This window comes from Liquorilactobacillus hordei DSM 19519 (assembly GCF_019443985.1).
Lineage (GTDB): Bacteria > Bacillota > Bacilli > Lactobacillales > Lactobacillaceae > Liquorilactobacillus > Liquorilactobacillus hordei.
Genome location: NZ_CP049303.1, coordinates 1,654,390 through 1,674,577, shown reverse-complemented (window position 1 = coordinate 1,674,577; position 20,188 = coordinate 1,654,390). Strand labels below are relative to the sequence as shown.

19 protein-coding genes and 1 other RNA gene are annotated in these 20,188 nt (G+C 34.1%); 16 read left to right on the top strand and 4 right to left on the bottom strand.

Annotation, left to right across the window (positions count from 1 at the left end; translation table 11 throughout):
- Positions 1-238: 238 nt before the first annotated feature.
- From gndA to G6O70_RS09290, 7 genes are all read left to right on the top strand, one after another.
- Positions 239-1,660, top strand: a complete 1,422-nt coding sequence (gndA, locus tag G6O70_RS09320; protein ID WP_057868975.1) for an NADP-dependent phosphogluconate dehydrogenase — start codon at positions 239-241, stop codon at positions 1,658-1,660.
- A gap of 200 nt (positions 1,661-1,860) precedes the next feature.
- Positions 1,861-2,547 (top strand): response regulator transcription factor, encoded by a 687-nt coding sequence (locus G6O70_RS09315; RefSeq protein ID WP_057868974.1) that lies wholly within the window; start codon positions 1,861-1,863, stop codon positions 2,545-2,547.
- A complete protein-coding gene (locus tag G6O70_RS09310) occupies positions 2,544-4,091 on the top strand; it encodes a HAMP domain-containing sensor histidine kinase (protein ID WP_057868973.1) in 1,548 nt (515 codons plus the stop codon). The genes G6O70_RS09315 and G6O70_RS09310 overlap by 4 nt, the downstream gene beginning before the upstream one ends.
- Before the next feature lie 195 nt (positions 4,092-4,286).
- On the top strand, positions 4,287-4,952 hold the full coding sequence (locus tag G6O70_RS09305; protein WP_057868972.1) for a class A sortase: 666 nt from the start codon (positions 4,287-4,289) through the stop codon (positions 4,950-4,952).
- An 18-nt stretch (positions 4,953-4,970) separates the two neighbouring features.
- Complete coding sequence (locus G6O70_RS09300) at positions 4,971-5,510, top strand: VOC family protein (RefSeq protein ID WP_057868971.1); 540 nt, start codon at positions 4,971-4,973, stop codon at positions 5,508-5,510.
- A gap of 164 nt (positions 5,511-5,674) precedes the next feature.
- Positions 5,675-6,571, top strand: coding sequence for a DNA/RNA non-specific endonuclease (locus G6O70_RS09295; RefSeq protein WP_057868970.1), 897 nt, complete (start codon positions 5,675-5,677; stop codon positions 6,569-6,571).
- 21 nt (positions 6,572-6,592) lie between these two features.
- Positions 6,593-7,276 carry a CPBP family intramembrane glutamic endopeptidase gene (locus G6O70_RS09290; RefSeq protein WP_233419117.1) on the top strand — a complete coding sequence of 228 codons (684 nt, stop codon included), beginning with the start codon at positions 6,593-6,595 and terminating at the stop codon, positions 7,274-7,276.
- 126 nt (positions 7,277-7,402) lie between these two features.
- Here the strand turns inward: G6O70_RS09290 and G6O70_RS09285 are convergent, their stop codons facing one another.
- The gene (locus G6O70_RS09285; protein ID WP_057868968.1) at positions 7,403-9,685 is read right to left on the bottom strand and encodes a transglycosylase domain-containing protein; all 2,283 of its coding nucleotides are present in this window, start codon (positions 9,683-9,685) and stop codon (positions 7,403-7,405) included.
- Between the two features lie 11 nt (positions 9,686-9,696).
- A complete protein-coding gene (gene recU, locus G6O70_RS09280) occupies positions 9,697-10,314 on the bottom strand; it encodes a Holliday junction resolvase RecU (protein WP_057868967.1) in 618 nt (205 codons plus the stop codon).
- 142 nt (positions 10,315-10,456) lie between these two features.
- Between recU and G6O70_RS09275 the strand changes: the two genes are divergently transcribed.
- The 4 genes from G6O70_RS09275 to G6O70_RS09260 all read left to right on the top strand — a co-directional run bounded on the left by G6O70_RS09275 (position 10,457) and on the right by G6O70_RS09260 (position 13,043).
- Positions 10,457-11,020, top strand: a complete 564-nt coding sequence (locus G6O70_RS09275) for an SLOG family protein (RefSeq protein WP_057868966.1) — start codon at positions 10,457-10,459, stop codon at positions 11,018-11,020.
- A gap of 67 nt (positions 11,021-11,087) precedes the next feature.
- A complete protein-coding gene (gene gpsB / locus G6O70_RS09270; protein ID WP_057868965.1) occupies positions 11,088-11,429 on the top strand; it encodes a cell division regulator GpsB in 342 nt (113 codons plus the stop codon).
- A gap of 25 nt (positions 11,430-11,454) precedes the next feature.
- An RNA gene (rnpB, locus tag G6O70_RS09265) (RNase P RNA component class B) lies at positions 11,455-11,832 on the top strand.
- A 74-nt stretch (positions 11,833-11,906) separates the two neighbouring features.
- Positions 11,907-13,043 (top strand): THUMP domain-containing class I SAM-dependent RNA methyltransferase, encoded by a 1,137-nt coding sequence (locus G6O70_RS09260; RefSeq protein WP_057868964.1) that lies wholly within the window; start codon positions 11,907-11,909, stop codon positions 13,041-13,043.
- A 278-nt stretch (positions 13,044-13,321) separates the two neighbouring features.
- On the opposite strand, the gene G6O70_RS09255 is transcribed toward G6O70_RS09260, so the two are convergent.
- Positions 13,322-13,726, bottom strand: a complete 405-nt coding sequence (locus G6O70_RS09255; protein ID WP_233419116.1) for a ribonuclease HI family protein — start codon at positions 13,724-13,726, stop codon at positions 13,322-13,324.
- Positions 13,727-13,746: 20 nt separating this feature from the next.
- Here G6O70_RS09255 and G6O70_RS09250 point away from each other — a divergent pair, with 20 nt between their 5' ends.
- A complete protein-coding gene (locus G6O70_RS09250; protein ID WP_233419115.1) occupies positions 13,747-14,130 on the top strand; it encodes an EbsA family protein in 384 nt (127 codons plus the stop codon).
- A gap of 127 nt (positions 14,131-14,257) precedes the next feature.
- Complete coding sequence (locus tag G6O70_RS09245; protein ID WP_057868963.1) at positions 14,258-15,916, top strand: formate--tetrahydrofolate ligase; 1,659 nt, start codon at positions 14,258-14,260, stop codon at positions 15,914-15,916.
- Positions 15,917-15,987: 71 nt separating this feature from the next.
- On the opposite strand, the gene G6O70_RS12255 is transcribed toward G6O70_RS09245, so the two are convergent.
- The gene (locus tag G6O70_RS12255; RefSeq protein WP_233419114.1) at positions 15,988-17,115 is read right to left on the bottom strand and encodes an AraC family transcriptional regulator; all 1,128 of its coding nucleotides are present in this window, start codon (positions 17,113-17,115) and stop codon (positions 15,988-15,990) included.
- A gap of 216 nt (positions 17,116-17,331) precedes the next feature.
- On the opposite strand from G6O70_RS12255, the gene G6O70_RS09235 reads away from it, so the two are divergent.
- The 3 genes from G6O70_RS09235 (at position 17,332) to G6O70_RS09225 (ending at position 19,921) form a co-directional block, all read left to right on the top strand.
- Positions 17,332-18,401 (top strand): IS3 family transposase gene (locus G6O70_RS09235; RefSeq protein WP_219934271.1). Its coding sequence is split into 2 segments (ribosomal slippage): positions 17,332-17,560 and positions 17,560-18,401, totalling 1,071 coding nucleotides; the frame shifts between segments, so codons are not numbered across the junction.
- 124 nt (positions 18,402-18,525) lie between these two features.
- Complete coding sequence (locus tag G6O70_RS09230; protein ID WP_057868579.1) at positions 18,526-19,209, top strand: CocE/NonD family hydrolase C-terminal non-catalytic domain-containing protein; 684 nt, start codon at positions 18,526-18,528, stop codon at positions 19,207-19,209.
- A 412-nt stretch (positions 19,210-19,621) separates the two neighbouring features.
- The gene (locus G6O70_RS09225; RefSeq protein ID WP_233419093.1) at positions 19,622-19,921 is read left to right on the top strand and encodes a hypothetical protein; all 300 of its coding nucleotides are present in this window, start codon (positions 19,622-19,624) and stop codon (positions 19,919-19,921) included.
- The last annotated feature ends 267 nt before the right edge of the window (positions 19,922-20,188 follow it).

The window sequence follows — 20,188 nt, the reverse complement described above, 5'->3', positions numbered from 1 at the left end:
AATTGCTTATATCAAAGTACACACGATGTTCGTAATTTTGAATTAGCTTTGGAACCTTGCAAACTCATATCAAACTCTGTCTTTCATAATATTGTGTTTGTAGCTTTAAATTAAAAAAATATTAAGCTACCAGGAAAATTTTTAAAATATTAATAGATTTAAAATGTGACAACGTCTTTATCTTTTAAGTTGTTTTTGGTAACATTAGAGATGAATATTACTTGTAGGAGGTTTAATAATGGGTAAACCACAAATTGGTGTAGTTGGAATGGCTGTAATGGGAAAAAATTTGGCTTTGAATATTGAAAGCCGTGGTTATAATGTTGCAATTTATAATAGAACTGGGTCAAAGACTGAAAAGGTAGTTGCTGATCATCCAGAGTTAAAACTCGTTCCTAGTTATAATATTGAAGACTTTGTTGCTTCTCTTGAAACCCCTAGACGAATTATTATGATGGTTAAGGCTGGTGCACCGACAGATGGGCTAATTAAACAGCTTTTACCTCATTTGAGTCAGGGAGATGTATTAATTGACGGTGGAAATACATTCTTCGAAGATACAGTACGCAGAAATGCAGTATTGGATGAATCCGGGATTAACTTCATCGGTATGGGCGTTTCTGGTGGTGAGAAAGGTGCACTTGAGGGTCCTTCACTAATGCCAGGTGGACAGGTTGAAGCATACAAGCTTGTTGAACCAATACTAAATAAGATTGCTGCTAAGGCTGAGGATGGAACACCATGTGTAACTTACATCGGCCCTAATGGTGCAGGTCATTATGTAAAGATGGTTCATAATGGAATTGAATATGGCGATATGGAATTAATTTCAGAAAGCTATAATCTTCTAAGAAATGTTCTAGGACTTGAGGTTAATGATATTGCTGAGATTTTTAACGACTGGAACCAAGGAGAACTTGATAGTTATTTGATGTCTATTACTGCAGAAATTTTGACACGTAAAGATGATATGGGAACGGGCAAACCAATTGTTGATGTTATTCTTGATCGTGCAGGTAATAAGGGCACAGGTAAATGGAGTTCTCAGAGTGCACTTGAACTTGGTGTGCCACAATCGTTGATTACTGAATCAGTATATGCAAGATATATTTCTGCCTTGAAAGATGAACGCGTAGCAGCCAGCGATGTTTTAAAAGGGCCTGATTTCGATTCAAGTAAGCTTGACAAGAAAGTATTAGTTGAAAAAATCAGAGAGGCACTATATTTTAGTAAAATTATGAGTTATGCCCAAGGATTCGAGCAGATGCGTGTTGCCTCAGAACACTACGATTGGGATCTTAAATATGGTGAATTAGCAATGATTTGGCGTGAAGGTTGTATCATTCGTGCACAATTCTTACAAAAGATTACAGATGCATTTAATAAGAATGATAAGTTAAGTAATTTGATGTTGGATCCTTATTTTAAGGAAATTACTGATAAGTATCAAGCAGCGGTCCGCGAAATTGTAGCATTGGCAATTCAAGCCGGTGTTGCTGTTCCAGCATTTACTGCCGCAATTACTTACTTTGATCAATACAGATCAGCTAATTTACCAGCAAATATCGTTCAAGCACAACGTGACTATTTTGGAGCACATACTTATGAAAGAACTGATAGAGAAGGTATGTACCACTATGAATGGTATCACGAAGAATAAAACGGACAACCTAATAATATAAACAGGAATGTTCGCCAACAATGTCAAAAAACGATAGATTTCTAAATAAATCTATCGATTTTTTGTGCATTACTAAAAAATAATTTTATCAAAGAAGTGCTAAATTATTGCTTTTGTGTTAGATTAATGTTAAATGAAAAATAATAATATTATTATTTAATTTTCTAGGAGAGTGGAATATGAATCGAATACTAATTATTGAAGATGAAAAAAATCTTGCTAGGTTTGTGGAACTAGAGTTACAACATGAAGGCTATGAAACAGAGGTTCACTATAATGGACGGACAGGGTTAGATGCGGCATTAGAAAGTGATTGGGATGCCATTTTACTTGATTTAATGTTGCCTGAATTAAATGGACTTGAAGTTTGTCGTCGTGTTAGACAAACAAAAAATACACCAATAATTATGATGACTGCTAGAGACTCAGTGATTGATAGGGTATCAGGACTTGATCATGGAGCCGATGATTATATTGTTAAACCATTTGCAATTGAAGAATTATTAGCACGTTTACGCGCTTTGCTCCGTAGAATTGATATTGAAAGTGAACAAAATGCCTCTAAACAAACTAAGGTAACATATCGTGATTTGACAGTTGAAAAGGAAAATCGAATAGTTCGTCGCGGTGATGAAATTATTGAGCTTACTAAGAGAGAATATGAATTGCTTCTGGCTTTGATGGAGAACATCAATGTTGTTCTTGCTCGTGATGTCTTGCTGAAAAAAGTTTGGGGATACGAGTCACAAATCGAAACTAATGTTGTTGATGTTTACATTCGTTATCTTCGTAATAAAATTGATCGACCAGATGAGGAAAGTTATATTCAAACTGTTCGAGGCACAGGGTATGTGATGCGTTCGTGAAAAAAAAGAAAAAAAGTTTATTTAGAACCAGAAAAAAAACTAAAAAAGGTTTCTCAATTAAATTAAAATGGGCAATTGGCACCAGTATAGGTGTGTTGGTCATTTTTGCAATTTTTGCAGTTTTATTATTCCAAAGTTTTTCTAATTTAATGTTACAACAAGAAAAGCAGTATGCTATTGATGCTGTAGCTGTGGCACAAAGCCGATTATCTTCCTTAGAAAATGAATTAACAAATGATAGTGCTAAGCGTGAGCTTGGGTCAAATATTTCTGCAGTTAATCAAGAAAAAAATCGACCAGCAAGTTTGTATTCAGATTCAGTTTTTGTTACGTTATCACGCAAAAATATAGGAGTAGGAATTTATAATTTGAATGGTGAAGAAGTTTTTGCTTCAAGGTCCTTACCGGTTGAGTTTAATATTAATAATAGTACTAATACTACGCAAGTCCAAAAAGTTAAAGATGTTAATGTTCTTATAATTCGAAAACCAGTAGTTGCAAAGAGCACACAAAAAGTAATTGGCTACATCCAAGTTACAAATCGGCTGACTGATTATGATAAGGCACGGGAAAAGTTAGGACTGATATTTTTTATATTTGGGATTACGGCGGCCATAGCAAGTGCAATGCTTGAATATGCCTTGTCGGCTTGGTTATTAAGGCCAATTGATTTGATAAATGATACGATTGATAAGATTAATCAAGAAGATGAAGATGATCCAATTGCAGATATTAGAGTACCAATTGAAGCAATCAAGCGCAATGATGAATTGTCGGATTTAAGCCAACTTTTTAATGATATGTTAGACCGGATGCAGCGCTATATTGAACAACAACAGCAATTTGTCGAAGATGTCTCTCATGAGTTGAGGACACCGGTGACAATTGTTCAAGGACATATGGAACTACTGAATCGTTGGGGAAAAGATGACCCAGAGGTTTTAGCTGAGTCAATTTCAGCCTCACTTCAGGAGATTAATCGAATGAAGAGCCTTGTACAGGAAATGTTGGATTTATCACGTGCTGAACAAGTTGAGATTCAATATGGTAAAGAGGTTGCAGATGTTCGTGAAATTGTTTTGCAAGTTTATAACAACTTTAAAATGATTAAGCCTGATTTTGTTTTTTTACTAGATGATGATTTAAAAGGTAAAACTCCAGTTAGAATATACCGTAATCATTTGGAGCAAGTGTTAATTATTTTAATGGATAATGCGGTAAAATATTCTGAAAAGCGAAAAGAAGTGCACTTATCAGTCTCACGGGATCAGAGATATGTGAATATTGCTATTCAAGATTTTGGAGAAGGAATTTCCAAAGAAAATATTCAAAAAGTTTTTGATCGCTTTTATCGTGTTGATAAAGCTCGTAGTCGTGGAAAAGGTGGAAATGGCTTAGGACTTTCAATAGCACAGAGACTGATTGAGGGATACCATGGACAAATTACAGCAGAGAGTGTAATTGGAAGAGGGTCTGTTTTTAGAGTGTCATTACCTGTTGTTCAAGAAGATGTTGTAAAGAAAAACGATAGTAGTGAGGAATAAGATATATAATATATAGAATATTGAAAATTTTTAATTCATAGACTTTCATACCACTAATAATGCTGCTGTTAGAGAAGCTTTTAGGGAATGATGGTTTATGTTTTTTTTAATAACTGGGTACATAAAAAATGTATTTAATGAATTATTATGCTATATTTTAAATGTTAAACAATGTGATGGCTGGGGTTTATGAAAATGAAAAAAAAAATAGTGTGGTTTGTCGAGATTTTACTGATAATAATAGGAGTTGCTCTAATCTTTAATCAACAAATTTCGGATTTGCTAGTTGGGAGGATGACGGCAACTGATTTAAAACAAAGTATTAGTCAAAAGCATGAAAAAAAAGGTTCATTTGACTTTAATAAGGTTAAGTCTGCAAGTGCTTCACGAATCGCAAAAGCCAGCCTTACTTCATCAAATACTGGAATGATAGGAAAAATTGCCATCCCAGCGGTTAATTTGAAATTACCTATATTTTATGGAATTAGCAATAATAATTTATTACGCGGGGCTGGGACGATGAAAGCTCAGCAGAAAATGGGTACCGGTAATTATGCTTTAGCGGGGCACCATATGAATAATCCCAATATTTTGTTTTCACCCTTAGCTAAGGTGAAGGTTGGAAACAAAGTATATTTGACAGATGGCAAGAAGGTTTATATATACAAAATTGATGTGCGTAAAACGATTAATAAATATCAAGTTCAAGTGGTAGATGATGTAGCTGGAAAAGTAATGATAACGCTGATTACTTGTGATCCAATTAAGGGAGTTGCACATACTCCACTCAGAATTTTACTGCAGGGTAGTTTGCAAAAAGTTGAAAATGTAACAAAAAGTAATGTAAAAGTTTTTGAATAAGGGAATGGAGAGACTATTATGCAAAAGTTCGGAGAAATTCTTGGTATTAATCATTTAGGGATAACAGTGCCTAGTATTAAACAAGCAACTAACTTTTTTAAGGAGGCATTTGGTGCAAAAGTTGCTTATTTAGGAATAGAAAAGGAAGATGAACCAAGAGAAGGCGCAAAAGTGGAGCATCAACTTGGACTTTCTCAAGGAGCAAAGATTATTGGACAAGAGATGGTTGTAATAGGAAATGGTCCCGGGATTGAGTTATTTGAGATAGAGTCTACAAAACAACAAAAGCCACTGGGATTAGAGGATCTTGGAATCAATCATTTTTCAATCTTTGTATCAGATATTGAAAAAGCACTAAAGAATGCTGTTGCTGCTGGAGCCATTGCATTGTCAAGTGTGCATGAAAATTCAAAATATGAGGATACACCTCAAAATGGAAGTGTCTATGTTAAAACTCCATGGGGAATGTTGATTGAGATACAGACGATTCCGAATGGGTATTATTATCCTGATTATAGTGAAACAAAAGTTTGGGTTCCAAAAGAGTCAACAAACTAATTACGATTCTTTAGTATCAATGCTGAAGAAAAGCAAGAGGGAAATACGCAGAATAATTATTTTGTCGTAGTCCTCTTGCTTTTTGTATAAAATTGATTTATATGGATAGATTTAGCATATAATAGTGACATAGTTTAAATTTAATGAGTTGAGGATATAAACAAGTGAGGAAAAGAAAAATAAAGAGTAGACCTATTTCTTTAGTGAGTATTTTTACTGTCTTAGTGGCGTTATTAATTGGATATGGAACTCAAAGTAATAGTAATAAAGGACACTCTGAAGTCGAAAATAGTGCGAATATGAGCGCTGCTGGAAACTATTCCAGTAGTGGTACAGATACCACAAAAAATAATAGCTCTTCAGAAATTAGTTCATCGTATTATTCAAGTTCTGTCCCAAGTCAAGAGCTTGCAGAATCCGTATTAGTACAAGATGTAAGAAAAAAATTAGGAAATAATATAGTTTGGAATAATGCAGGAGCTTTTATTATTAATAATAATAAAACAACGTTAAATGCGAATATTAGGAGTGCACCCTATGCAATAAATAAAGTTGATAGCAGTGGAAGACCAGCTGTTGGGGATGCATGGTTGAATAAGACAACGCGTCAGTACCGTAATAGAAGTGAAACGAATGAAGGCGCAACTTCTTGGAAACCGGCTGGATTTAATCAGCTTTTAAACTTACAAGGTAGATATAAACACGCTTATGATCGTGGACATTTACTGGGATATGCTTTAGTAGGAGGGATTACTAGTTTTGATGCTTCTGAGGCTAACAAACGTAATATTGCTACACAAACTGCATGGGCAAACGAGGCTGCAGCACGTTACTCTACTGGGCAAAATTATTACGAAACAATTGTTAGAAAGGGATTGGATCAAAATAAAAATATTCGTTATCGTGTTATAGATATTTATAGTGAAAATAATCTTGTACCCTCGGGTGCACAAATTGAAGCAAAATCAGCAGATGGAACAATTGAATTTAATGTCTTTATACCAAATGTACAGGATGGAATAAAAATTGACTACGCAACGGGTAAAGCAACAGTACAGTGAGAAATATAGGAGGGAAGTCTGATGAAAAAAGTTGTACAAAAAGCGGGTTATATTCTGATTTTATTGCTGAGTTTTGGATTAACCATGGTTCCTCAGGTAGGCTTAGTTATACAACTAAGGTTAGAAAATAGAGTTTTTCAATATCTCGGTTGTTTATTAACGATAAGTATATATATTTTAGCTATTTGGTTACTCTTGAAGTTATTTAAGAAAATTACAGGAACGACAGCTTTTAAGAAAAATTCTGATATTTTTAGTAAGAGATATTTAGCTGGAATAGGGATATTATTATTTAGTGAGTATGTTTTAGGGATGCTAAACCTTCTAGTTAGTGGAGAGAATCAGACAGCAAACAATACAGAAATTACCAAATTATTTTTTCAACAAAATTCGATAAGGTTGACAATGATATTGATGGTAATAATTTTTGCTCCAATTTGCGAAGAGTTATTTTTTAGAGCGCTCCTAATCAAGACAATTAAATTAAAATTTTGGAATATCAATTGGGTAGCTATCTTGATAGCTGGGGTTTTGTTTGGTGTATTACATTCAAGTGATACAATTATTAGTGCACTTATGTATATTACGATGGGCCTTATTTTAGGGACTATTTATGTGAAGTATGACAACATCAAGTTAAATATAGCAATTCATGCTACAAATAATTTGATTGCGCTTATTCCAATCTTGGTTATGACTAGATAAAAAAATGATAAGAGTTTAAAGTTGTTAAACAATTAAATCAGGGTGAATAAAAAGATCTACTTCGAAAATAAAGTAGGTCTTTTTATTTACTAAACTACTATTAAGATTAGAGAAAAATTGATTTTATTAATTAGATTGTTGTGTGTTAGATTCATTTGCACTAGTTGTGGTTTCTGAGACACTTGATGTCTGACTATTCTCAGAGCTTGAACTAGAAGAAACAGCAGAACTACTAGAAGATGAACTCAAACTTGAACTTGAACTCGAACTGGAACTAGAAGACGAACTCGTGCTTGAGCTCGAGCTAGAACTTGATGAGCTAGTACTGCTGAAAACGCTACTTGCAATGCTAGAACTTTCGATATCAGATGACACTGTATCGGATGAACCAGCTAGATAGAGTTCACGAACACCGTTAACGGTTTTTGTATAGACATTGCTAGGTCTCTTCCAATTTTTATTTGTTTTTCCTTGTGAAAGGTATGTCATTGCGTATTTATAGAAGTAAGAAGCAATTCTTGCAGAAGATTGAGACAAGTAATTACCTGATTCGTATTGATGATCATAGCCAATCCAAACTGAAACTGAATAGTTTTGTGTATAGCCATTGAACCATGAGTCCATATCAGCTGAACTAGGGAATTTAGAAGCAACATCTGATGGATAAGAATTCGTCCCAGTTTTACCTGCCTGATATAAGCCGCTTATCTTTGCGTACTTCCCTGTACCTTTAGAGCTGGAAATGACATCTTTGAGCATATCTGTAATCATATATGCAGTTGATGACTGCATAACTTGCTTCCCAGAACTAGAGTAATTTTTGGAATTGCCATCTGAAGAAGTAATTTTGTTGATATAACGTGGCTTATAGTAAGTTCCACCATTCGCAAATGCTGCATATGCAGCCGCATTTTGGAGTGTTGAAGAAGGTAGACCAATTCCATTTTGAAATTCAAGTGTTTTTTTATAGTTAAAACCAAGTTTGCTAATAAAATTTTGTGCCTTAGTGATACCAACCGCCTGCAATGAACGAATGGCAGGAATATTACGTGATTGGGTTAATGCGCTTCTCATCGTAATCGCACCTTGGTATTCATCATCAAAATCATAAAGATTGATGCTTGTTCCAGGATACACATACTCACTATCGTCGAGTTCATGATATGTTGCCCAACTAAGGTATTCAATTGCAGGACCATAATCCATCAGAGGTTTTGCAGTAGAACCATTTGTACGGTCTGTTTGAACTGCGCGATTTAATCCATAAGTGACATCTCCATTTTTTCGTCCGCCAATCATTGCAACAATTTTGCCATTATTTGGGTTAACTACTGTTGAAGCAACCTGAAGTTTATCATCAGGATATGTGATTTCGTCATTTGTATTTGCAAGATTATATAAGTACTCCTGTGCATTCATATCTAGGTTTGTATAAATTTTCAAGTTACCTTTATATGGATTATAACCCTTAGATTCTGCTTCTTGAATTACTTGTTTAAGGTAAGCATCCGCAATTTTCGATTTTTCGGTAGTGTTTGTTGAGCTTTCATGAGTCTGTACAAGACCTTGAGTAATGCTCTCACTCTTTGCCTGTTTTGCTTGTGCAGCTGTAATTTTTTTGTTTGCTAACATTGCGTTGATAACTTCATCCCGACGACTTTTTGCTAACTTCTGATTAGCATAAGGATTATAATCTGTCGGTGCATTTGGGATACCAGCAATTAAAGCAGTTTGAGCTAAGTCTAGTTGACTTAGGGATTTGTTAAAGTAATACTTTGCAGCAGTTTGCATGCCTTTGACACCATTTCCCATGTAAACTTTATTAATATAGAATGTTAATATTTGTTGCTTGCTGTAAGTATTATCTAACTTGAGAGCCAGCCAAGCTTCTTGAGCTTTGCGCTTAAATGTTTGATCAGTAGTGCTGGTTGAAAAATAAGCTAATTTAATTAATTGTTGATCCAGTGTACTACCACCCTGTAAACCAGAAGAAGCTGATAGATTAGAGAGTGCTGCACCAGCGATTCGCAGCGGATCAACTCCGTGATGTTTATAAAAACGACGGTCTTCAATTGATACGACAGCATCTTTTAAAGTCTGAGGGATTTTATTACTATTAACATAGATGCGGTTTTGAGTTCCTATGCGGGTAATGATTTTACCATTAGAATCATAGATGGTGGTTGAGCCCGCGCTTGTAAGCTGAGCTTCGCTTAAAGAAGGGGCATTTTTCGCATAGACAAAAAAGATTGTAGCTCCAATTGCAATAACTATCTCAACGAATACTAATGCTGTTAGTAGAAATCGTTTTAGGAACTTCTTGAATTTACCCACAGGTTTCTTTTTCTTTATAACTCGTTGCTTTCTCCGCATTACTCTTGAATTATTAGGATCCTGATTGCTACTCATGATTTACTCCTTTATGCATTACATAGATTTTCAATAATCTTATCTATACTTTTTAGGTACGGAATAAGTGGTGTTACATGGTACTTGATTTGAAATCCACCATTAACAATAACTTTCTTTGGAATTGATTTACGCCCGTTTTCTTGATTATCCCAGTAATCGAAGAGAATTGCGGCAGGTAATAAAAAAATTTCTTGTGTTGCGGTAAACTTAATAAGGGTAAAGCAAATTCCTTTTTGATCAACACACGCTTTCATGTGAGCAATTTGGTGTTCATGAAAATTGCTGAGTGGAAAAGAAGTCTTGTTGTGAGTTTCTTTTGCTTCAAAGTCAAGATAGTAACCGCGATATACGCCATTATAATCGGTAGTTGATGCTTGCTTGAAATATGCTTCTTTGATTACGGCAGCACTTCTTTGCGGATAGTCAACTTGGACAATTTGAATTGGTATGGGTTTCTTGTGAATAACAGCGATCCCTTGTTGCAAATAGTATTGGTTACTTTGATTAATCTCTTCTTCCAACGACATTCCACGATTACCAAATATGATATTTGAATTTTTATTATTGCATATTTTTTCTTTTACTATTGGTTGATAAGTTTTGCCATTGGGATATCTAAGAACCATGTCGTATCATGCCTCCATTCGACTTATTATACCAACAACACAAACAGTTGGCAAAAAAGCATATCTTAGATGGTTATAATATTGCTATTTATAATATTCTTGTTTTATGATTAGTCAAGTTATGACAGGGGTGAAGTAAGTAATGCGAATGTGGGTTACAGGATATCGTAGTTATGAATTAAATATTTATAAAGATTCTGATCCAAAAGTTGAGGTCTTGAAAAGTATTCTAAAAGATGCAATCAGTCAAAAAATAGAAGACGGTCTTGAGTGGGTTCTAGTTGGAGGACAATCTGGAATTGAACAGATGACGGTCGAAGTAGTGTGTTCAATGAAAAAAGAATTTCCGGAGCTTAAAGTTGCAATGATGTTGCCATATAATGAATTTGAGACAAGGTGGAAACCAGAACGAAAAGTAGCATTCTCACTTTTAAAAGATCAAGTTGATTTTTGTGCGACAGTGAGTGATAAGGAATATACCTCACCACAACAATTACGAAACTGGCAAAACTTTATGCTTGAACATACGGAAATGGCAATGATTGTGTATGATCCAGAATATGAGGGCAAACCTAAATACGATATCTTAGCTGCAAAAAAATATGCAAATGAGCATGAATATAATATTATAAATATTGATATGGATTGGCTTGAAAACGGAGCTCAAGAATTTTTTGAAAGAAAGAATGAAAATGATTTGCAATAATTATAATATTTGGTATAATTAACAGAGTTATAGACTTAGTTTTCTAAAGAATATGAGGTGCATTGCTGTGGAGAAGATAAATTTCACGCCAAAAGATATTGTAAATAAAAATTTCAAGCCTAAGATGCGTGGCTATGATCCAGCAGATGTAGACGAATTTCTTGATGATGTTATTAAGGACTATGAGACGTATTCTAAAGAAACACAACGCTTGCAAATGGAAAATGATCGTCTTGTTAGTAAAGTGGATGAATTAACAAAGCAATTGGCTGTTGGAAAAAGTGGTCAAGCTAGTCGTCCAACTTCTAATGTCACGAACATGGACATTTTGAAACGTTTATCTAATTTAGAGCGTCATGTCTTTGGTGCACAATTGAATGATGATGCAAATAGAGATAGTCGTTTTTAGCAGACTATCTTAAGAATTTGGTGTAGTTCTCTGGTAATCGCGGTCTACTTTAAGTAGGCTGAGGAAAGTCCAAGCTTGCACAGGCTGAGATGCTTGTAGTGATCGTGCTTGCTGAAAAAATAAGGCAAGGTACTCTTATGGGTAACGGCAGATAAAAGGACTAAGGTTTAGTGCTATGTCCGAGTAGTCTTGAAAGTGCCACAGTGACGAAGCAATATTGGAAACGGTATTGATGGAACGCGGTAAACCCCACGAGCAGGTAACCCAAACTTTGGTAGGGGCGCTTCATGACGGAAATGAACAAATCATGGGGGCAGATAGTTAAAAGACTATCTGGAGATAGATGATTACCACCGATTTCAACATCCTGTGTTGAATGACGTACGGAACGTGGCTTATAGAGGACTACATTTCAGGGAAGGGTTAGGTTTATTCCTAACCTTTTTATTTTGATAAAATATAGGAGAATGAGTGAACATGGAAGAATATAATTTAATTGCGACTGCTGCTGCTGGCATTGAGTCTCTTGTTGGAAATGAACTTAAGCATTTAGGCTACCATGTTGAGGTTGAGAATAGTCGAGTTAGATTCAGTGGAGATTTTACTGATATTATCAAGACAAATTTATGGCTGAGAACTGCTGATCGTATAAAAATTGTAATCGCTGAGTTTACTGCTACTTCTTTTGATGAATTATTTGAAAAGACAAAAGCTTTGCCATGGGATAAATACTTGCCACTAGATGCTGAATTTCCAGTTGCTGGTAAGTCACAGAAATCAAAACTATATAGTGTTCCTGATGTACAATCTATTGTGAAAAAAGCAATTGTTGACAAGATGAGTACCATTTATCATAGAAGAACACGGCTTGCTGAAACAGGTGCAAAATTTCCTTTAGAGGTTGCAATTAATAAGGATAAGGTGTTATTGACTTTAGATACAACTGGATCCAGTCTTTTTAAGCGGGGATATAGGATTGAAAAGGGACCTGCTCCCTTAAAGGAAAATATGGCTGCAGCGCTGGTATTATTGGCACATTGGTATCCTGAAATGCCTTTTGTTGATCCAGTGTGTGGTTCAGGTACAATTCCGATTGAAGCTGCAATGATTGGTCACAATATTGCACCGGGTTTCAACCGAGACTTTATCTGCGAAACATGGGGATGGCATCCAAAAGAGTTGGTTCAACAACTTAGAGATGAGGCTGATGCCAAGGCTGATTATGATATAGAACTTGATATAGCTGGCTATGATATCGATGGAAAAATGATTGACATTGCGAAGCTTAATGCGAGTGAAGCTGGACTACTTCATAGTATTAAGTTTAAACAATTAGCGTTAAAAGATTTCAGAACTGAGAAGAAAAATGGTGTAATTGTTGCTAATCCGCCATATGGTGAGCGTTTGAGCGATCAAACGGCTGTTAGGGAATTATACAAGCAAATGGGTCAAACTTATAAAGAGTTAACTACTTGGAGTAAGTACATTCTTACAAGTGATCTTGAATTTGATAAATATTATGGTCAAAGAGCGACGAAAAAGCGTAAGTTATACAATGGCTCATTACGGACGGATTACTTCCAATATTGGGGGAAAAAGGAACGTAATAACTAAATAAGTTTTCTATAAAAAAGAACATTCGTATTTCATAATTTGGTGAAAAAACTTATGAAGTGAAGTTGTATATAGAAGAGAGGCTGAATCAAAATAAGAGGTACCCTAGTTTTTTCATATCATAGGGTATTACTTATTTTAATTCGGCTACTTTTTGAATTGAGTAAAGATGGTTAGCAGCGATTAGAATTTATGAAAATTAAATTGCCTTAAAAAAGGATTAATTATACGATAATTTCGTTATTTACTCAGATATTTAGTATAATCAAAATGAGAAACTATTCTTTTAAAATACTGTGGAGTTTTTGTGTTGCCAAGGTGTGTGCCCCATGATTCTTTTTTTCTGGTATCCATTGGTTAACGACTAGTGGGAATTTTGCCTGAAGTGTAATTATTTGTACAAGAAAATTATTATATTTTTTTGAGTAATTTTTAGCAATACTTTCAATCACAATACGGCTGTCACTAAAGAACATCAAAGTTTCGGCATTTCCAAATAATTTTTCTACATATTGAAGACCTGTTAATGCTGCTAAAAATTCGGCAGTATGATTGGATGAGTCTGGTAAGGCAATCGCATATTGGAACTGTTGACCATCCTTAATGATAAGAATACCTGCAGTACTTGGGCCAGGATTTCCTTTTGTAGCTGCATCAGTAAAAAGTTTAATCAGAGTAATCACTCCTAGGAAGGTGTTTTTTTATGAATATGAATAAGAAGTTCTGGTATCAACCAGATTTTGCAACTAGCGTTATTTGTTGGTCATTTACATTTATGATACTACTTTTAAGTGTTTTATTGTGGCTTGAAATAACCGTTTTTCAAATATGGACAGTCATTGTTTTTTTAATTTTTTGTGCTATTACTATTATTCAGCTTCTTTTAAGATGGATTGAAGTTGATGATGAACAAATGATAGTTCACACGATAATTCCGCAAAATACTAAAAAAATTACGTTAACGAATATTGAAAATGTGAGAATCTCAAAATATGGAATTATTATTACTGTAAAAAGGCAGAAATATCATTTTATTATGAGTAAAAGCAATTGTAAAATACTATACAATATAATAGTTTCACAATGAAAAAGTTCGTAAATATCATTAAACAATATATATTATGTTTTTATTTTATGATATCTAGGGATATTATAATGACATTTAACGAACAATGAATTATAATTCAATTATAATTGTTAGGAGGATGTTTTCGTTGAAAGATATTGAAATTGCACAACAGGCTGAAATGAGGAATATTAAGGAAGTTGCTGAGAAGGTTGGGCTAAAGCCATCTGATATTGAACAGTATGGGGATTTTAAGGCGAAGATTAAATTACCAATTAAAAAGAGTACTAAAACTAAAGAAAAGTTAATTTTGGTGACAGCCATTAATCCAACTCCAGCGGGAGAGGGAAAATCAACTGTAACAGTAGGGTTAGGAGATGCCTTCAGTCTATTAGACAAAAAGGTAATGATTGCCTTGCGTGAACCTTCACTTGGCCCAGTTATGGGAATGAAAGGCGGAGCTACAGGAGGTGGATATTCACAAGTTGTTCCAATGGAAGATATAAATCTTCATTTTACTGGTGACATGCATGCCCTGACAACTGCAAATAACACATTAGCTGCTTTGATAGATAATCATATATATCAAGGTAATTCATTAGATATTGATCAGAGACGGATTATTTGGAAAAGAGTATTGGATATCAATGATCGAGCTTTGAGACATGTTGTGATTGGACTAGGTGGAATTTCTCAAGGAATACCACGTGAGGATGGCTTTGATATTACTGTTGCTAGCGAATTAATGGCTGTTTTATGTCTTGCACAGAATGTTGCCGATTTGAAGCGTAGAATTGGAAATATTGTAATTGGTTATACAACAAAAAGAAAACCAGTGACAGTTGATCAACTAGGTGTGACTGGTGCAATTGCATTATTATTAAAGGATGCAATTAAACCAAATTTAGTTCAAACATTGGCACATACGCCTGCAATTATTCATGGTGGACCATTTGCTAATATTGCTCATGGTTGTAACAGTGTTTTAGCAACACAGACTGCTTTAAAATTAGCTGATTATACAATCACTGAGGCAGGGTTTGGTGCTGATTTGGGTGCCGAGAAGTTTTTGGATATCAAAACGCCTGTACTCGGGAAGTCACCAGATACAATTGTAATTGTTGCAACAGTACGAGCTTTAAAGATGCATGGCGGCGTTAAAAAGGAAGATTTAAAACAAGAAAATGTAGAAGCATTAAAGAACGGCTATGTTAACCTAAGCAGACACATTAATAACATGAAACAGTACAACGTACCAGTTGTAGTTGCAATTAATCAATTTGTTTCTGATACTGAAACAGAGCTTCAATGTTTACAGAAACTGTGTGCTGATGAAGGCACGAAAGCGATTGTTGCTAATGTCTGGGCGAAAGGTGGAGCAGGTGCACTAGAATTGGCAAAAGAAGTGGTCAATTCCTGTGAACAAGTTAGTGAGTTTGCACCTCTTTATTCAGCAGAAGACGAAATCAAGGTAAAGGTTGAGAAAATTGTTACTAAGATCTATGGTGGTACCAAAGTAGAATATGGTACCAAGGCTAAAAGACAGCTTAAGCAATTTGCAGAATTAGGATGGAACCATCTTCCAGTATGTATGGCGAAAACCCAATATTCATTATCTGACGATGCAAAAAAATTAGGAGCACCAACAGACTTTACAATCCATGTTCGTGAATTTGTTCCGAAATTAGGAGCACAATTTATTGTTGCACTTACGGGTAATGTTTTGACAATGCCAGGTTTACCGAAGATACCAGCTGCAAATGGGATGGACTTAAGTGATGAGGGCAAGATTTCAGGATTGTATTGATTAGTAATATTATAGAATTACCAGAAAGGTTCTCTGCGGAGACCTTTTTTTGTGCTTAGCACACAGTAGAATTACATATGGTATTTCTTTCTAAATGCAATTGGTGTCATGCTAGTGTGTTTAACAAACAATTTTGTTAGATAACTTTGATCACAAAAACCTAATTTAGTTGCAATTTCTGTAACGTTATTATTAGAAAAAATCAATTGGTTGCAAACTTCACGTATCTTTTGTTCATTAGCATAATAAATAATTGTTTCTCCTGTATCTTGTTTAAACACACGGCAAAGATATTGCTTGGAATAACCTAAACTATCTGCTATGTTTTCCAACCGAAGCGTTTCATTTAAATGTTTGAAAATATAATCTTGAATTAAAAAAATAATTGTTGAGTTTGAAAAATTTTGAGCCATTCGAACACGCTTTACAAATAATTCACCAATTTCTTGTATTAATTCCAAAATGTTATCTATTTTACCTAATTTTTCAATTCGCTGAATACATTTGTCACTTAATACAAATGCTGCCTCAGGATGCATTCCGCCTCTAATTGCAGCGCGAGTGAAGACGGTTGTTGCAGCAATCAAAAGATTCTTACTATTTCTCAGTTTATTTCCGAGAGCCATTTGACCAAAGGAACCGCTTTTGATAAAGGAGGTTAGCCAAAATTGAAATGCAGGCAAGTTTCCCTCAGAAAGTGATTGTAACATCAATTTTTCTTTTTGATAGTTATTATGATATTGTTTTTCTGAAATGATGTCATTTAGCTTACCTTTGTTGTTGGTGTTAGTTAAGTTTTTATCGTTAATCAATTTCGGCGCATTAATATCAGGAAGTTTTTTAAAGAAAATGAAATATAGTATCTTTGTATAGTGAGTCAATCTTTCAAGGCTAACACTAGGAAAATTATCACGAAAATTTCCCAAAGATTCAATTGTTTGAGTGCTGCACCATAAAATAATTAGATGATGCTGTTTTTGTGGAAGATATAGTGTGCTGAAACATTCATCTTGGTTAGTGTTAAAAAGATTAACTTTTCCAGCTTGAATTTGAAAATCAATTTTTGCAAGTAAATTATTAGGGAAGTCTGGGATGAGAGGATGTTTAAAAGAAGAAATTAATTTACCATTAATGTCATAGGTAAAAATAGAAATCTTCGAAGCTAGGTAAAATTCATTTAATAAGTCTGTTATTTGCATTTTATTTGTAAGCCTTTTCCTTATTTAGTTAATATAACTCCTAATATATTAATATTATACAATTAAAAACATTTAAAATTAAATAGTATAATAATAATCTATGAAAAAAATGTTTGTAATAATTAGTAGTAAGTATATTGCTCTTATCCTAGTATTTGGTACACAAATATTTAGACAGTTGTGCCATAATAAAATAACTAGGATAGGAGTTTTTATATGAAACGATATACTGATGATTTTAAAGCAAGCATTATTAAAATGCACACCGAGGAAAAGAGATCAGCTCGTTCTCTCTCAGAAGAATATGCAGTGTCTCCTGCATCAATTCATAACTGGATTAAAGATGCAAAATCAGTTGAACTTGATGATGGAACTGAAGTTACTTCTAAAGAATTTAAAAAATTACAAAAAGAGAACCAACGTCTCAAGGAGGAATTGGAGATTTTAAAAGCTGCGGCGGTGTTACTGGGAAAGCGTTAGGGCGAGTTAAAACTCTTGCTTTCATTAAGATTCAATTACCCTATCACCGCCTATCCTTAATACTCTCAACTTTAAGATTAGCTCGTAGCACCTATTACCATTGGTTGAACTATCAAACTAGTCAACACGATTGTGTTGACCGTCACTTAAAAGCAAGTATTCGAAAAATTTGGGAAGAAAACTATCGCGCTTATGGTTATCCAAGAATCAAACTAGCATTAAATAGACTGGGAATTATAGTTGGTGTCAAACGGATTTTTCGGCTAATGCAAGAAATGAAGATTCACTCTCTCATGCATCGGCGTTTTAAAAAGCCTAGTACTCATGTTGATTATTTACAACGTCCCAATCTAATCAAAAACAAGCCAAAAGCTAGAACTTGGCGAGCTGATATTACTTATCTTGAGCTACGACCTGGAACTTGGGTATATCTTAGTTCAGTGTATGAGCCAAAGGTTCATAAGATACTCGCATATAAGATAGGACGACAGATGAATGCCAAACTAGTAGTAGATACAGTTAACCAAGCACTTGAACATCATAAAAGACCAGCATATTTTCATTCAGATATGGGTTCACAATATACGAGCAGTGATGTTGAAAACTTGCTTAGACGACATCAAATCCTCCATTCGTATTCTAAGCAAGGATATCCTTACGATAATAGCCAAATAGAAGCTTTTCATTCATTATTAAAACGAGAATTCGTTTTTCAAACGCACTTCTCAAGCTTTGAGGACTTAATTCTCAGAATCTCAAATTATATTAATTGGTTCAACACTGAAAGAATCAGAACAAGTGTCTAGAAAAGCATGTGCCAAATATTGACTTAGGAGCATATGGTAAATTATATAAATTTAGTATTACTACGAAACTTAACATTTTTTTGAATTCTTAAAAGAATGATGGGAGTATTTGGAGATGAATAATATGATGAAAATAGAGAAAAGTATTAGGACAGAAGTGAACTACAATAAGATATTGAAATTGTACTTACAAGATCATGGTAGACTATCGATAATGAAGTCTAAGAAAAATGAGCAGATTAAGTTTACACGTAGTTCATTGAAAAATATAAATTGGCCAACAAAAGAAGATGTGTTTGCTTGGATTAGTCCAGAATTTATTGATAAACCCCATGGATTTGTGAATACAAATATATATTCAAAAAGACGAGATATGGTTGCTTTCCGATCGGCTTACTTCAATGGTAGAACAAGGGTTATTGGTAAGTTAAAATTGTATTTAGCAATTTTACCAATTAAAGAAAATACGACTTTTTTGGTGAAAATATGTGAATACACAAAAGATTCGGATTATATAAATATAAAAGATGGAATTGTTTCTGTGTCAGCTTGCAATGATAATTCTACTCAAACCCACTCTGCAAGGGAAAAAGTAGAATTAAATATTTCTCTTGGAAATGTTGCTTGGCAGATGAAAAAAGGATCAAGACTTGTTGTACTAATAGCGGCAAGTAATTTTCTAGCAGATACAGTGCAACTTAGATATAAGGATAAATTTAGTGAAAGCATAAAGAAAACGAGTGAACAAATGATCTACATTGGAAAAGAAAGTTATTTAGAAGTACCATTGAGTTATGACGAGGTTTAGTTTTCTTAGTTAAATTTCTAGATTATGGTAACTATAATAATTATTTGATTAACTGGCCTATCTTTTTGGGAAGAATTACTATTGTAAAGTAACATCTATAACTTTTTAATTGATGATTGATAATAGTGGATGAAGTGGTAGACTATCAATAATAGAGAATATGTGGTACAATACAGATACATTAAGCGTTATTTAATTTATAGATTGGTTTTAAGTTTGTTGATCTTTCATGTTAATGGCGCAACTATAGAGTTGTAAATGTGTTATAGAGGTTGGGATAGCACTTTGAAAGTTAGAATTTAATTTTAGTTCATGTAATAAAATTTTCGGAACAATTTAATATAATTAGCTTAGTTAGAAGGCGTCGTACAGAGGTATGACGCCTTCGTCAATTTAAGTGGGAAGAAGGATTATGATGGAAAGAGTATTGAAAGATTTAGGACTAATGATAGGGAATGAAACAAATCCGTGCGTCTATGTTGGGACAACCAATGAGAAGGTTTCTGATGGCGAAGGTGCTAAAGGAAAAGGACATATTGTCGTAGTCACAAATTATAATCCTCAAAACAGTTCGATTAAACACTCAAATGGAAAGAGTTTCTTGTTGGGACCTGATATGAAAGTATCCAAAATAGATGTTAGGAATTCATATCGAATTGATAATATAATGTACGATGATATTAGTCAAGATATTATTGAACAAGAAAATTAATTATTTTAAAAGACTATTCAACTAGCATTTAACAATCTAATAGTATTAAAATATGGGTGTGGAATAAACTTCTTTTGTTAAGGAGGTGAGATATTGAGTACATTTCCAACAGTGTGTTGTTTTAATAACTGAAAGGAAGTGATCCTTATATCTCCTAGCAAGTGGGTAACTTGCCTTTGTACCTTTTAAAGGGGGCTGCAACCTTAAAAAATATTTTCCACAAAAAATGTGATGCTAAGTTTAAAAATGTAAAATAAATAAAAGTGG